Source organism: Pedobacter gandavensis (genome assembly GCF_032678465.1).
Classification (GTDB): domain Bacteria; phylum Bacteroidota; class Bacteroidia; order Sphingobacteriales; family Sphingobacteriaceae; genus Pedobacter; species Pedobacter gandavensis_B.
Genome location: NZ_JAVTSK010000002.1, coordinates 693,525 through 707,899, shown reverse-complemented (window position 1 = coordinate 707,899; position 14,375 = coordinate 693,525). Strand labels below are relative to the sequence as shown.

The following is a 14,375-nucleotide window of genomic DNA, read 5'->3' as shown; positions in this document are numbered from 1 at the left end:
TCACTTTTGCCTGAACTCCATAAAAAGTTCATTAGATTTCACTCGCTTACAAGCAATTATCAAATTGATATAGGTTTCCATTTCATGGTTATCTAAGATTTGACCTCTATTAAACTCATTTAGATTTATTTCTTACTTTTCTTCATTGTCCAGTTTTTCTATTTCCTTCTTCACCTCATCAATTAACTGCTGTTCAGTTGGCAAATAGAGTTGGTATTTACTAGCGATTATGGTATTGTTATTTTCTGGAAGAGATATTTTTACTACTGCATCATTTTTATCCGTGCATAACAAAATACCAATAGATGGATTTTCAAAATCTTGTTTTTCAAATCTATCAAAATAATTTACATACATCTGCAACTGGCCAATGTCTTGATGGGTAAGTTTAGTGGTTTTTATTTCGATAATTACAAAGCACTGCAATAGACGGTTGTAAAAAACCAGGTCTATAAAAAATTCATCACCTTCAATATGTATACGCTTTTGCCTTGCAACAAAAGAAAAGCCATTACCTAGCTCTAAAATGAAATCTTGAAGATGCGTAATAATAGCAGTTTCTAAATCCTTCTCGTAGTAAGCTGCTTCTCTCCTTAGACCCAAAAACTCCAATACCATTGGATCCTTGATAATTTCTTTTGCATTAGCGGGCAATTTTTCTTCACGGGCTACCGCAAGCACGGATTGCACATCGTTACTCAATAAGAGTCTTTCAAACAATTGGCTGTTTACTTGACGTTCCAGTTGCCTTGCTGTCCAATTATTCTTCTCTACTTCAGCCATATAAAAATCTCTTCTATCTTGATTTTCAATTCGTATAAGTGTTCTATAATGCGTCCAACTGAATTGCGAACGCAGTGCGTTCGTATTTGGAAAAGCTCTATAAAATTGCCTGTTCATTTCCAACTGACGAACTGAAAACCCTGTACCTAATTGTGGTTGAAATTCATCTGATATAGATTTAATAAGGTATTTCCCATAATCGGCCCGTTCTTTACCTTGTTGCTCTTCCTCAAAAATTATTTTACCTATTTGCCAATACATCAATACTCTTTCGGTATCAACGGCGCGAATAGCCTTTGATTGTGCGTTGATTACAACGGCTTGTATTTGCTGTATAAGGCCTTTTGTCAATTCCATATTCAAACTTACGTAGAAATAGTAGAATAGTCATTATCCTGCTATTTTACAGAGTTGCTGTCCTAACTTGAGCTTAATGTAAGGGAGCGACTACTTTTTATATCGAACAATTAGCTCTGGAATTAATGAGCAAAACTTCCAAAAAGTATATAGCTCGTAAGAATACACAAGAAGCGAAAAATTAGTTCATCGGTAATTTCTTTACCAATACATATGGATATCTTTTTAATTGAGACGTACGACAGCTTGTCCCGATACATTCGCTGAATTTGTTGGTAAGTCGTAAGTTTGTTTAAGTAATAGACTGCTATGAGGCCGTTTTGAATTGTAAATTTTGATGATTATAATACATTATTTTACTAATTGATCGAGCATAATTAACATGGATTCAGCCCCTAAGTTATTGGCTACAATTCTTCCATTAGGATCGACCAAAAAATTATTTGGAATAGCATCAACATTGTATTTTAGACTAACCTCATTATTAAATTTACTTAAATCAGATATATGAGTCCAGTTCAAACCATCTTGCCTAATTGCTTCGAGCCACAAATCTTTCCTTGTATCAAGAGAAACCCCTAAAATGGCAAAGTTTTTATCTTTGTATTTTTCAATCGCCTTTACTAGGTATGGATTATCTGCCCGACAATGGACACACCATGATGCCCAAAAGTCAATTAAAACATACTTCCCCCTAAAATCTCTTAAACTAACGACACGACCACTTGTGTCTGCTTGCGAGAAAACAGGAGCAGTTGCACCAATGAAAAGATGATCTATCATATATTGGAGGTCTTCACCATATTTATTTAACTTAACATTTTGAGGAAAAGTCTCAAATAGGTTCTTTATAAAAGACTCCGTCATACGTTCTAGATTTTCATGTAAAACAAACGTATTAATAAATGACGCTGGATGCTTTCTCATCCAATCTAAATCATCTTCCATCCTTTCCTGCTCAAACAGAGTCGACAATGAATCAAGCTTTTTGCACCTTTTTGATAACAAATTTAATTCCAATTTCGGTGCCTGGCCATTTCTCAATCGATGTACGCACTTATCTTCTCATTCGTTAATCTGCTCATTGATATCCGCCCTTGATAAGAATTAAATTCTAAAGCTGTCTCATTACCTTCAATTTTGGCTTTGTTGAAGTTTGAATAAGGTATCAGAATTTTCATTTGACCTGGGCCAACACAAAGTAATTTTGAGTTTCCATTCTCCAAAGTAAGATAAAACAGCTCGCCATTTCCCAACTTAAAATTTGCATTGAACAAACCATTCTTAACAATAACTTCTTATTATTATGATTAACCTTTTTATTCTCCTCTTCTTTTGTTAAGCGATATGGATAAACAGGATTAAAATAAATCGCAGTACCATCTTTCAATTTTGGCGCATGGCCTTCAACTACTAGAATAGGTTGCCCAAACAAAAAAAATGGAATTAATAACGAAACAACCAGCCAAATGACTTTCATATCTTTTTTTACTTCAAATAAATCACAACAATAATTTAATAAAAACTAACCTATGAAGTTAATGAGAATTTTACCTTATGCTTTTTTATTAAACAAAATTTTAGTCCTATATATAATACATCCCAATGCAATTAAACAGTAAAAAAAAAGTGGTGAGTGATTCGGTGAGTCGAATCTAAAAACCACACCAGATACTATATAAACATTGATTTTGGAATAGGTTCCGATACCAGCGGCATGACCAGAAATAGTAACAAAACGTTAAAATCCTGAAATTAATTGATTTCAGGATTTTATTTCACTTGAAAAACCCAAAACAAAGGCAATGATAATCTATTTTGTTACGTAGTAAAGGGTGATCTTTTCATATGGTAATGATTACATAAATATAGAGCTATAAATTTTTTAATTTTTACCACCGCATCAAGCATTACGATTCGTACATTAGCTTTCCAAATCAACTTATTCTAACGATGAATAACGCTCCCTTAACTGCATTGTTAAACATTCCTGAAGAAGCGGGATACTTCTTTCCCAACAGGCATTTTGAACGAATATGCGACAATGAACTTTATAGTTTAATGATCGAAAAACTTGAAGAGATACCTCAGATTGATAAAATTATTGTCAATACCGATTCTGGCAGGATTAGAGGAAACTTTTTCCGCTCAGGAAAAGTTAGAGTAATCAACGTATATAAAGCAGAAGCTCCAGAGATCGAAATGGAACTTACCTCGGATAAGATGACTACTGTATTGCTAGAACATACCCAGGGGGAGCATTTTCTTCAGCTAGGTCCGATTTTCCCCTTTCTGAGACCACAGACTATACAGTCTGTTATCGATACCTATAACAAATATGTAATCAATCAGGAAGACTTCATTAATGATTCTATATTCACCATTAAGAGCCTAAATCGCAGATATTACAACAGTGATATCAATCTCATAGGAGAAGATCGCCCGAATACATTTGTAGAAGATGGAATAATGCACATTTTTAACCGTAGTACATTCGTAAACGGAGGCAATCGTAAAGTGGGAAAAAATCCCTTTGCTTATATCATAGAGGAGATCGAGAATCTCGCGATAGACTCAGAAGAGAATTATCGACTTGCAGTTTTAATTGATAAAAACCGTCATCAGTTTCCGCGAATTTTCAACAGATAAACTATAGCTTCAATTGATTTAAGCTATTATTAGGAAGAGAAAAAAATCCCTTTGCAGAATACCTGCTACTTCAGCATATACAACGTAGCTTCAACAAAAAATTGAAACACTTAAAGTAGCATTTTAATTGATTTACAAATAAACACATACTTATACCCTCTCCAAAAACCCCAATTTCTGTCTTGTATAAATGCAGCTTTTATCACTAAATTTGCTGCCACTAAACTAGAGGGACCTAAGTCCTGGATTATTTACATCATTAAGAATACATACATGGAAGAAAACGATTTCGTATCCATCTGGCTGGAAGAGAGCGGAAACCCTGCTATCGAGGAGCTCGCTAAGCTAAATATAGACATCGCCAGTCAAACTGCAAAAACCTTAGAAGACAAAGGACTTTCAGAACATACCCTTGCCCTTGCTGTTGACATCAATCCTGACGAAATCAAAAGATGGCTGATAGGTAGACATACTTTTAGTCTAAAAATTTTGAAGGAGATTACAACTGCATTTGAACATTGTACTGAAAAATCAGACCTTGTTCATTAAATTCTGGAAAGGCTGTTCAAATAATAAACCTGGCAACTGCGGCTTCCAATTTACTTAACATTAGCAATGTCTCAGTAAATTTATTCACTATTAGACAAGGATTAATTTTAGGTTCAAAAAACAATACAAAATCATTCAGCATACGCTATTAGAAAATTTTTCCTGAAGTAAAGATAAAAAGGTTCATAGAACCTTTTTATTTTATTAAAAACGTCATAACTATAGATTTCAAAGATTATAGTTGACACCTGCTAGCCCTTGAAAACTGTAAAAGAAATTTCCCTGATAAGTGACATTTTGCAATGATCGCATTTTTAAGCACATCTTCTTCTCAATATTTTAGTTTAAATGTCCGGTAGAGATGGATAAAAGTCAGCAGGATCTGCATAGATAATTTCCTCATCAACTGTCGCTTATAAATACTTAGATTATGCCTATATTAAAAGCACCAAAGTAACCTAAGTTTTGCAGATAACCAATCTGTATTGCAGCCATGTCGAAAACAAATCCCCATACCTTACTCATTACACTTACATTAGGGATTTTAACAGCCATTGGCTCTATCTCCATCGATATCTATTTGCCGGCATTTGGCGTCATGTCTGCCTATTTCAAGGTACCAATCGTTCGGATAGAGAGCACCATCACGTTGTTCCTGTTCGGGATGTCACTTGGACAACTGTTCATTGGTCCGCTATCTGATATCTGGGGCAGAAAAACACCGCTGAGAATAGGATTGGCTGTTTATATTGTTTGTAGCATCGCCTGTATGCTGACCAGCTCTTTTACCCTCTTATTGGTCCTCCGCTTCTTACAAGGCCTTGCTGGAAGCGCGTGTCAGGTCATTTCCAGAGCATTGGTAAACGACTTATACAAAGGAAAAAATGCAGCACATGTGTTTACCTTGCTTCAGATTCTAATGGGAGTTTCTCCTATTCTTGCCCCAATGATTGGTGGTTTACTCTCAGATGCCTCTACCTGGAAACTGTTGTTCCTAATCATGGCCATCGTTTCAGGAATCGGTCTACTGGGGTGTTTGACCGTTCTGCCGGCTGGAAAACCAGCAAATGAAAGTAAGGTTATAAATTTACAAGGTATCCTGGCAGGATATAAACAATGTATTCAACATGCTTCCTTTCTAAACTATGCTCTGGTCAGAGCCGTCAGCAATAGTGCTGCATTTGCCATGATCACTGGTTCTCCTTTTGTATTCACAGAGGTTTATTCCCTCAGTCGGCAACAATTTGGTTTCATCTTTTCTGCTTTTGCAGTAGGAATCATCTGCGCAGGTTTAATCAATACCCGCTTGTTAAAATACTTTGAACTTAAGGTCATTACAAAATTTGCATTGATCTTTCAGCTATTCAGCGGAGCAGGAATGGTACTTGTCATTTACTTTAATGGTCCTTTATCTTTATTGCTAACGATTGCCTTCCTCTTCCTGGCCATGCTTGGCCTGATTTTACCTAATACCACCGCTTTATATCTGGCCGCCCTTCCTACCGTTACAGGCTCTGCCTCTGCATTGATTGGTGCTCTGAGCTATTTATCTGCTTTTTTAATCACAACCATATTAAGCGCATTCCATGATCACACCGCATACCCTATGATTCTGGTCATGTGGAGCTGCACGATTCTTGCATTAAGTTGTTTATTGTACCAAAATAAGATCAACCTAAAAGACTCAACTGTAAATCAATCAGCTGAGCTCCCGTAAGTCCAACTCAGGCAGCTGGACCGCAATGTCCCTAATCTTCTCAAAAGATAGCTGTTTACTCCCAAGATGCATCAGTTCTATAAAGGTTCCAACAGTCGCTATCTCTCTAAGTAGTATATGATGTGATTTTTTCCATAAAGCTTATCAATGATGATACTTATCGATGCGCTTATAGAGTAGGATTAATCTATTATTTTCAACATAAAAAAACTGTTGACATACTGTTGTCAGTACCTGGATTTACGTTTGTGCTATTCAATCAACTCATCTTAAAATTTAATATCATGAACACCAACACAACAGCTCAAATTATCAGCACAACAGAATTATTGGCACATTGGCAAGGACATCGTTCCTTAACACGCAGGGTCATAGAAGCCTTTCCTGAAAAAGAACTTTTTGAATATTCAATTGGAGGAATGCGTACTTTCTCAGGAATGGTCATGGAATTATTAGGGATAGGCGGACCAGGTATCAAGGAAATTGCCACAGGAAACATTGGTGAACTTAATGAACATTTTGAAGGCATTAACACAAAAGAACAACTACTTCAACTTTGGGACGAGGCCAGCAACATCATCAATACGTATTGGGAACAAATTCCTGAGGAAAAGTTTGGTGAAGAGATTACCATTTTTGGTCAGTACAAAGGTAGCACATGGTCTACAATTTTCTATTTTATTGACAATGAGATACACCATCGTGGAGAAGCTTATGTATATCTTAGAAGCATGGGAATTACGCCACCTTTCTTTTATGAAAGACCATAATCAACAACTATTTCTTTAAAATTTGCCTGTCTTCCGGTAATATCCGGGACAGGTAAATCTTAAAACCTAAATAGACACCTGATCTTCAATGCCAAGGTTGGCCATCACTTTCGTTGCCAGCTGGTACACTTGCTCTTTCATGGTTTCCGGTTCCAGTATTTCTGCATAATCGCCAAATGTTAAGTACCAGCGTGGGAAACCTTCATAGGCACCACAAATCATAAAGGTCATTTCTACATGAATCCCCCTATCCTCCTCTTTTACAAAACCATATAGTTTTTTACTTTTCTGAAGATACTTCAGGATTTTTTTTTCTACAAGAATTCTAACCCGGATTTGTTCCTCCCTCGTGACTTCCTTATTTCTTAACTCATCCAACGAAGGATGTTTGTTCAGAAAAATATCATCTTTCAATTTAATCTGGTCAATACGATCAGTTCTAAAATGCCTGTAGTCCTGTCTCAAATGACAATATCCTAAAATATACCAATAGTTATTTTCATGGAAAAGCCCAACAGGCTCAATGGTTCGTTGTCCTGGCTCATTCGCTTCAAATGCCTGATATTTTAAGTCTACCTGTTTCTGTGATGCAATACTTTCCATGACGATCTCTAGCGCATCTGGTACCTTATGATTGAAAAGCACCTGCCCCGGACTGACAAGAATTTGCGACTCCAATGCACTGATCCACTCTTTATCTTTATTCCGTAACACCGATTTCACTTTAAACATCGCTGAACAAAAATTGGTACCAAGCGTTTTATCAGTCAGTTGTTGCATCAGTTTCTCCGCAGCCACAAAGCTACCCGCTTCTTCACGGGTAAACATCACTGGCGGCAAACGGTAGCCCTCCATGATCGAATAACCTGAGCCAGCTTCGGATAAAATAGGTACACCGGAACTTTCCAGACTACGGATGTCACGGTAAATTGTACGAAGACTCACCTGAAACCGATCCGCCAGTTCCTGTGCTTTGACAATCCTGCTAGACTGTAACTGGATTAGAATGGCTACTATCCTATCAAAACGTTTTGGGCTATCATCAATCATATTTCTTTACTCCTATTCAAATCAAGGATTATGACAACTAAGTTAGGAATTCTAAACAAATTTTATTTATCCTATGCAGGCCTCATTTAACCCAAAGCGCTAAATATGATCGCTACAATGAGGTTAAAAATTATTAATTCTTAATCCTGCACCACCCTTTGCTCATTAGCGGTATTAAATACTGCTTGTATTTCAGGTTGATAGCTTTTGCGTTGAAGTTTGAGAAACTCATTTTTGGTAATAGTTGCCGTCTTATGATCGCCGGTATGGCTCCATCCCGGGGGCATAAAAATGTACAGAAATTTATTTTTCAAACCTGGCGCATGGTAAACATCTTTGAGCAAACAGGCAAACTCACCAAAATAACTATCCAGAAAACTATTGGGTTTCATTTCTCTGGTAATTCCATATTCAATTGGCAGGTCCTTTACTGCGGGCTGGTAGGTGCCGAACACCCGATCCCAGATGTTCAAAAGATTACAGAAGTTTGTATCCATATACAATGGATTCTTAGCATGGTGCACCCTGTGATGTGAAGGTGTCAAAATAAATTTAGACATAAAGCCCAGCTTACCTTCCTTCATGAGGTGTTCGCCGATATGGATAAAACCTCCATAAAAGCCATCAATAAACATGATTACAAATAACATCGCTGGGTTAACGCCTAAAAGGATACATACCGTAGTTCTGATCACATCCGCATAAGGACCTTCCAGAAAAAAATGCGCATAGGACACAGAAAGATTCATTGCCTGTGGTGCATGGTGCGTAGAATGCAGGCACCAAAATAAGCGCACTTTATGTCCCAAATAATGATAGATAAAGTGTGCAAACTCCCATACGATATAGCCATAAATGAACCAATACCAGGTAAAAGTGGTTTTAAAAATTGCATACTGCTCAAAAAGACCGATGCAGAATACAATAGCGGCTATAGAGATGAATCGTCCGATAAAAGCATTTAGTACATAAGACCAGAAAGAAACTTTATAGTCAATAGCATTAAACTTTTTCATGACTAAAGCCACGAAGATTTCAACGACCAGAACAATTGGAAACAATGGCCCTATAATTGAAGTAAAACCGTCATAGGTTAAAAAAGCCTTGTAATCGCCGGAATTAGCGATTTTAATAAAATTACCGACTCCGAAAAAGCCGATGATCCATTCGTAAATGGAATGAAAAAAGTCTAGCATAATGTGTGTAATTTAAAATCAATTAGAACTATTTATTCTACATAAAAAACACCTACCTCACACGGTTACTGTAAGTTAACAATTAAATTCAACAGCAACCTCAAATTCGTACACGCATATATAATAATGTTTTTCCATAAGTCATTATAAAAAGAAAATTTTAGTGGTTTTTTCTGAAAACAGGATTTACATTTTAGAGAAAAATGACTGCAGGGATCAACAACATTCAGTAATTTCCAAATTCCACCTATGGTTTATTTTTTCTAAAAAAAAATTTCCATAGTAAATTTACTAACTTAAGTGTCAGATACAAACCCAATAATGATTTATCATTCCACTATGAATTAACGACAAGTAAGAATAAGAAAAATCTACTGTTAATACTCAGCGCAGTATTACTCCTCATGAAGCTGGCGTATTCCATGTAGAAAGGAAAACCCATATTTAGTTACCGCTTATCAGAAATATGCCAAAAAGGGCTTTGACATTTTGGCCGTATCCCTAGATCAGAAAAAAGCATTTTGGCTGGAAGCGATCAAAGCAGATCAATTGTATTGGACCCATGTTTCTGATCTTAGGGGATTCGACAATGCAGTGGCAAAAAGTCTTTCCCTTCGTGGAGTTTCGGATAATTTTCTTTTGGATCCAAACGGGGTAATCATTGCCCGGGGCCTTAAAGGAGAACAGTCCTCAAAATCAAGCTTGATCCTGAGGACTATTTCACACTCCATTTGAATCTAATGGCTGTCAAAATGCCCCAGCCAGGTCAATGGTGAATACTTGTCGGCAATACAAGCCTCAAGAATCGCATCAGATACACGCTCAAAGTTTTCACTGTTACTCATTAATACAACTGAAATTCCTTTTTCCGGAAAGGCAATGAAATAATTCTGATTGGCCTCGCCATGACCGCCATGAAAAAAAGCAGATCCATAGGGACTTACAATTAAGGTTGGCCCCAATCCTCTGGATAATTTAATCTTATCATTTTCGGTAGTCAGGCTATCTTTTCTTGAACCAAAGCCACGTTCTGTATGTATAAATATTTGTGCAGATAACATATCCCCATAGGATTTTTTAGATAAGCCCCTCTTGTTTAAAATATTAGAAATAAATTTCGCATAATCTACAGCGGTAGTACTCATCGATCCGGCTGCCCGACTACTTTCCCTTCGCTCTGAACCATATTTTTTACCGTCCTTAAAGTAGGCATAGGAGAAATTCTGCTCAAATACAGGTTCCCAAATCATGCTGGTATGGTTCATCTGTAAAGGACCAAATACTTCTTCCCTGGTCCATTCTCTCAGTCCCTTTCCGGTATACTCCTCTACTATAAATCCAAGCAGGTTCATTCCTTCATTTGAATAGTAATACTTTTCCCCAGGCTTAGCAATCAGACGCAGTTTATTACCGTATAAACTACGTAAAACAGGCAGACCGGAACTGTGGCTGAGTATCATCCTTGGAGTAATTTTATTGAATGAGGCTGTATCCTCCCCGAGATCTTTCCATTTAGGGTACTCACTAATTGGCAATTTCAAATATCCATGTATAGGTTTATCCAGGTCGAAAATCCCTTGTTCTACCAGGCGCATGAACAAATAACTAAAAACCACTTTGGTTAACGAAGCCGCATACATCACCGTACTATCATTTAATGGCACTTGTTTTTCCAGGTTCTTTAAGCCGAAACTGTGGGTCCAGGCAATATTTTTATGATTGATAATTGCGACCTGTAATCCAGTTACCTTTCCACTATCCAGAATCTGATTCAATCTCGTGATAAGCTCCGTAGCAGTAACATTTTTACCATTAAGCCTTTTAATCATTTTGGCTTGTTGTGCATAACTTACTGTTAATCCAAAACAGCAAATTATGAAGAGAATTAGTTTTTTCATGTTTCGTTTTTTTTACTAAATCTCCGACTAAATCCAATCCCTCACAACGACATCAAGGTGTCACTTACCCGACAAATCAGCCCTAATCCATCAAAAAAACGACATTTTCAATTTTTCGTCTTCCTGAAATCAAAAAAAACCATAAGACCATGGATATTTTACCGGGATCATTTTCACAGAACGGTAAAGATTCAATAAGGTCATCACCACCATAAACACGTAAATCAAGGCGCTGATTGGAAAGCCTATAGGGAAATACCAGACCATCAAGGCAATAGCTGGAAACAACAACATGCTCATGCTGAGTTGAAAATTCAACACCTGTTTTCCTTGCTGCTCATACTCCTGGTTTTGATTTCTCAGCACCAACCAAAGGCCGAATGGAAGTATGATGTTTAAGATAGGTAAACTTAAACCGATAAGCGCAGCGAGGTGGAATAATGGGGCTAATGGCACATCCGACTTTCCTTGTAGTACTTGCTTTTCAGATACCCTCCCCTCCGGTTCATCCATTAATAATTCCGGGTCTATTTCCAGACAACCAGCCAATATTTTCAAGGTTTGTACATGCGGAACCACGCTACCTTTTTCTATTCGTTGAATGGTACGGGTAGTCACACCTGAGAGTTCCGCCAGGCTTTCCTGGGTCAATCCTTTTTTTCGACGGTAGACTGCAAGCTTTGAGGGGCGCATAGTTTTTGTTTAACCTAAAAATCGGAAAAAATATTGGTATTCACTTAGATAAAGTAAAATGTCCCCTCTTACTTCCCACCATTATAAGGCGTCCTTCTTGTACAATTCTATCGGAAAAAGCTGAATTACACGTTAACGCCCAGCAGTTAAGCCTCATTCTATTGTAGCGCTTCTCAGTCTTAATGAATTTAGAATGACTGAAACAGAACTAAAGCTCATGGCCAATGCCGCAATCATTGGAGACAGCAGTATTCCAAAAAAGGGATAAAGTATTCCTGCAGCTACAGGAATGCCTAGCACATTATATCCCAAAGCGAAAAACAAATTTCCTTTGATATTTCCCATTACCTTATGGCTCAGTAACCTTGCTTTAGCTATCCCATTTAAATCGCCTTTGACCAAAGTAATTGCTGCACTTTCAATCGCCACATCCGTACCGGTGCCCATAGCAATGCCAATATCGGCCTGAGAAAGCGCAGGAGCATCATTAATTCCATCACCAGCCATAGCCACCATCTTACCCGCAGCCTGAAGTTTCCTGATCTCATTTAATTTATCTTCAGGAAGCATTTGCGCTTTAAAACCATCCAGCCCTAAGTGCTCACTAACAGCCTTCGCAGTGTCCTCATTATCGCCGGTAAACATAATCACCTGCAAGCCTTCATCCTGAAGTTTACGAATCGCTCCTGCACTGGATGCCTTAATCTTATCAGAAATAACCACATAACCAATAGCAGACTTTCCTACAGATAGATAGGACACTGTTTTACCTAATTTTTGTGCAGCTTTTACCTGTTCCTCTAATTCAGTAGTAATTTCAGCCCTTACATGCTCCATTAACTTTTGATTGCCTAATGCCAGATCCTCATCCGCAAGTTGACCAGTCACACCTTTACCCGTTACCGCTTCGAAGTTCAATATAGTTGGTACCTTTAGATTTTTCTCCGCTCCATAACGCATTGTTGCCTCCGCCAAAGGGTGTTCACTGCTACTGTTCAAGGCCAAGATTCTGGAAAGGATATCCATTTCATTAAAATCCGGATTTGCACTGACCACTGCTTCAACGGAAGGTTTTCCTTCAGTTACTGTTCCTGTTTTATCAATGATCACGACATCAACTTTGTTCATTTTCTCTAAAGATTCAGCATTTTTGATAAGTATACCTGACTGTGCACCCTTTCCTACACCAACCATTACCGACATCGGTGTGGCCAGACCAAGAGCACATGGACAGGCAATAATCAATACCGCGATGGCATTCACAAAGGCATAAACATAGGCCGGATCTGGTCCGTAGATAGCCCATACCACAAAAGTGGCAATCGCAATCAATACCACAACGGGAACAAAATAACCTGAAATTTCGTCTGCAAGCTTTTGAATGGGTGCTTTAGAACGGCTGGCAGAATTCACCATTTCAATAATCTGTGATAGAAGTGTTTCAGCGCCTACCTTTTCAGCAACCATAACGAAGGTTTTATTTCCATTAATTGTTCCTGCGCTCACTTTATCCCCTGGTTTTTTCTCCACTGGCACAGGTTCACCGGTAATCATTGATTCATCAATGCTCAGCTCGCCTGTCTTTACACGGCCATCAACAGGAATCTTTTCACCCGGTTTCACCCTTAACAAATCTCCCTTTTGAATGTCATCAATAGAAACGGTCATTTCTTTGTCGCCAACAATTTTAGTCGCAGTATTTGGAGCTAATTTCAAGAGTTCTTTGATGGCAGTATTCGTTTTTCCATGAGCTCTGGCTTCTAACAACTGCCCCAACAACACCAAAGTTAAAATCACTGTTGCTGCTTCAAAATATACATAAACTGTCCCATGATGGGTCTTAAACTGATCTGGAAAGACATCAGGAAAAAGCATAGCTACAATACTAAATAGCCAGGCCACACCTGCACCAATTCCAATTAAGGTAAACATATTCAGTTTCCAGGTTACAACAGACCTCCAGGCACGCTTGAAGAACATCCAGGTTGCATAAAATACGACTGGTAAAGAAAATGCAAACTGCACCCAGTTCCAATATTTCAGATCCATAAGCTTAAATAGCGGGTTATCGGGAACCATTTCAGTCATGGCGATGATAAAAATAGGAATCGTGAAAACTGCAGCAATCTTAAATTTTTTCAACAAATCTTCATAAGTATGATCTTCCGCCTCTACATCCAATCCCATTGGCACCAGATCCATCCCACAAATGGGACAAGCGCCAGACTGATCTTTAATGATTTCAGGATGCATCGGGCAGGTAAATTGTGTAGTTCTTTTTAACACAGGTTGTTTTAATAAATCCATCCCACATACTGGACATTGACCTGGTTTATCATAGGTTTTATCCCCTTCACAATGCATTGGACAATAATATATCCCTTCAGTATAGTTTTTCGCTGTAACTTTTTGGTGAGGAGCAATAACTGATTTCTGTTGTGGATGATGATGTTCAGTATGCCCTTTCATTTCTATCTTATAGTCGCCCAGGGTAGAAAGTGCCTTTTGTAATTGCGCTGTTGGGATATGTTTATCCATTGTAATGATGGCTTCTGCAGGCTCTAAAGTAACTACAGCAGAAACACCATCTATTTCATTCAATCTATTTTCGACTTTAATGCGGCAACCCTGGCAAGTCATTCCCGTTACTATATAAGCATGTTTCATCATATTGAAAGGTATTTTATTTATTCAATTAACATCTGAAATTACC

At 37.8% G+C, this 14,375-nt stretch carries 13 protein-coding genes; 5 read left to right on the top strand and 8 right to left on the bottom strand.

Annotated elements, in window-relative coordinates:
• Positions 1–132 precede the first annotated feature (132 nt).
• The 3 genes from R2Q94_RS06130 to R2Q94_RS06120 form a co-directional block, all read right to left on the bottom strand.
• Positions 133–1,140, bottom strand: a complete 1,008-nt coding sequence (locus tag R2Q94_RS06130; protein ID WP_316820564.1) for a YhcG family protein — start codon at positions 1,138–1,140, stop codon at positions 133–135.
• A 351-nt stretch (positions 1,141–1,491) separates the two neighbouring features.
• Positions 1,492–2,088: a TlpA disulfide reductase family protein gene (locus R2Q94_RS06125; RefSeq protein WP_316820563.1), complete on the bottom strand. Its 597-nt coding sequence runs from the start codon at positions 2,086–2,088 to the stop codon at positions 1,492–1,494.
• 229 nt (positions 2,089–2,317) lie between these two features.
• On the bottom strand, positions 2,318–2,620 hold the full coding sequence (locus R2Q94_RS06120) for a hypothetical protein (protein ID WP_316820562.1): 303 nt from the start codon (positions 2,618–2,620) through the stop codon (positions 2,318–2,320).
• Positions 2,621–3,093: 473 nt separating this feature from the next.
• Between R2Q94_RS06120 and R2Q94_RS06115 the strand changes: the two genes are divergently transcribed.
• From R2Q94_RS06115 to R2Q94_RS06100, 4 genes are all read left to right on the top strand, one after another.
• Positions 3,094–3,789, top strand: coding sequence for a hypothetical protein (locus R2Q94_RS06115; protein ID WP_316820561.1), 696 nt, complete (start codon positions 3,094–3,096; stop codon positions 3,787–3,789).
• A 273-nt stretch (positions 3,790–4,062) separates the two neighbouring features.
• Entirely contained in the window at positions 4,063–4,338 is a 276-nt protein-coding gene (locus R2Q94_RS06110; protein ID WP_316820560.1) for a hypothetical protein, read from the top strand.
• Positions 4,339–4,831: 493 nt separating this feature from the next.
• Positions 4,832–6,055 (top strand): multidrug effflux MFS transporter, encoded by a 1,224-nt coding sequence (locus R2Q94_RS06105; RefSeq protein ID WP_316820559.1) that lies wholly within the window; start codon positions 4,832–4,834, stop codon positions 6,053–6,055.
• A gap of 284 nt (positions 6,056–6,339) precedes the next feature.
• Positions 6,340–6,825 (top strand): DinB family protein, encoded by a 486-nt coding sequence (locus tag R2Q94_RS06100; RefSeq protein ID WP_316820558.1) that lies wholly within the window; start codon positions 6,340–6,342, stop codon positions 6,823–6,825.
• A gap of 66 nt (positions 6,826–6,891) precedes the next feature.
• Here R2Q94_RS06100 and R2Q94_RS06095 read toward each other — a convergent pair whose 3' ends face one another.
• Positions 6,892–7,875: a YafY family protein gene (locus R2Q94_RS06095; RefSeq protein ID WP_316820557.1), complete on the bottom strand. Its 984-nt coding sequence runs from the start codon at positions 7,873–7,875 to the stop codon at positions 6,892–6,894.
• A 140-nt stretch (positions 7,876–8,015) separates the two neighbouring features.
• Complete coding sequence (locus R2Q94_RS06090; RefSeq protein ID WP_316820556.1) at positions 8,016–9,071, bottom strand: sterol desaturase family protein; 1,056 nt, start codon at positions 9,069–9,071, stop codon at positions 8,016–8,018.
• Positions 9,072–9,488: 417 nt separating this feature from the next.
• Here R2Q94_RS06090 and R2Q94_RS06085 point away from each other — a divergent pair, with 417 nt between their 5' ends.
• On the top strand, positions 9,489–9,806 hold the full coding sequence (locus R2Q94_RS06085; protein WP_316820568.1) for a TlpA disulfide reductase family protein: 318 nt from the start codon (positions 9,489–9,491) through the stop codon (positions 9,804–9,806).
• Positions 9,807–9,808: 2 nt separating this feature from the next.
• Here the strand turns inward: R2Q94_RS06085 and R2Q94_RS06080 are convergent, their stop codons facing one another.
• The 3 genes from R2Q94_RS06080 to R2Q94_RS06070 form a co-directional block, all read right to left on the bottom strand.
• Positions 9,809–10,969 carry a serine hydrolase domain-containing protein gene (locus R2Q94_RS06080; protein WP_316820555.1) on the bottom strand — a complete coding sequence of 387 codons (1,161 nt, stop codon included), beginning with the start codon at positions 10,967–10,969 and terminating at the stop codon, positions 9,809–9,811.
• Positions 10,970–11,098: 129 nt separating this feature from the next.
• The gene (locus R2Q94_RS06075; protein ID WP_316820554.1) at positions 11,099–11,662 is read right to left on the bottom strand and encodes a helix-turn-helix domain-containing protein; all 564 of its coding nucleotides are present in this window, start codon (positions 11,660–11,662) and stop codon (positions 11,099–11,101) included.
• 153 nt (positions 11,663–11,815) lie between these two features.
• Positions 11,816–14,329: a heavy metal translocating P-type ATPase gene (locus tag R2Q94_RS06070; RefSeq protein WP_410478524.1), complete on the bottom strand. Its 2,514-nt coding sequence runs from the start codon at positions 14,327–14,329 to the stop codon at positions 11,816–11,818.
• Positions 14,330–14,375: the final 46 nt, after the last annotated feature.

What these genes read in the sequence shown, in the direction of transcription:
- R2Q94_RS06075 (WP_316820554.1), bottom strand. Translation starts at nt 11,662, where the DNA reads ATGCGCCCCTCAAAGCTTGCAGTCTACCGTCGAAAAAAAGGATTGACC.
- R2Q94_RS06090 (WP_316820556.1), bottom strand. Translation starts at nt 9,071, where the DNA reads ATGCTAGACTTTTTTCATTCCATTTACGAATGGATCATCGGCTTTTTC.
- R2Q94_RS06120 (WP_316820562.1), bottom strand. Translation starts at nt 2,620, where the DNA reads ATGAAAGTCATTTGGCTGGTTGTTTCGTTATTAATTCCATTTTTTTTG.
- R2Q94_RS06070 (WP_410478524.1), bottom strand. Translation starts at nt 14,329, where the DNA reads ATGAAACATGCTTATATAGTAACGGGAATGACTTGCCAGGGTTGCCGC.
- R2Q94_RS06110 (WP_316820560.1), top strand. Translation starts at nt 4,063, where the DNA reads ATGGAAGAAAACGATTTCGTATCCATCTGGCTGGAAGAGAGCGGAAAC.
- R2Q94_RS06125 (WP_316820563.1), bottom strand. Translation starts at nt 2,088, where the DNA reads ATGGAAGATGATTTAGATTGGATGAGAAAGCATCCAGCGTCATTTATT.
- R2Q94_RS06080 (WP_316820555.1), bottom strand. Translation starts at nt 10,969, where the DNA reads ATGAAAAAACTAATTCTCTTCATAATTTGCTGTTTTGGATTAACAGTA.
- R2Q94_RS06100 (WP_316820558.1), top strand. Translation starts at nt 6,340, where the DNA reads ATGAACACCAACACAACAGCTCAAATTATCAGCACAACAGAATTATTG.
- R2Q94_RS06095 (WP_316820557.1), bottom strand. Translation starts at nt 7,875, where the DNA reads ATGATTGATGATAGCCCAAAACGTTTTGATAGGATAGTAGCCATTCTA.
- R2Q94_RS06130 (WP_316820564.1), bottom strand. Translation starts at nt 1,140, where the DNA reads ATGGAATTGACAAAAGGCCTTATACAGCAAATACAAGCCGTTGTAATC.
- R2Q94_RS06105 (WP_316820559.1), top strand. Translation starts at nt 4,832, where the DNA reads ATGTCGAAAACAAATCCCCATACCTTACTCATTACACTTACATTAGGG.
- R2Q94_RS06115 (WP_316820561.1), top strand. Translation starts at nt 3,094, where the DNA reads ATGAATAACGCTCCCTTAACTGCATTGTTAAACATTCCTGAAGAAGCG.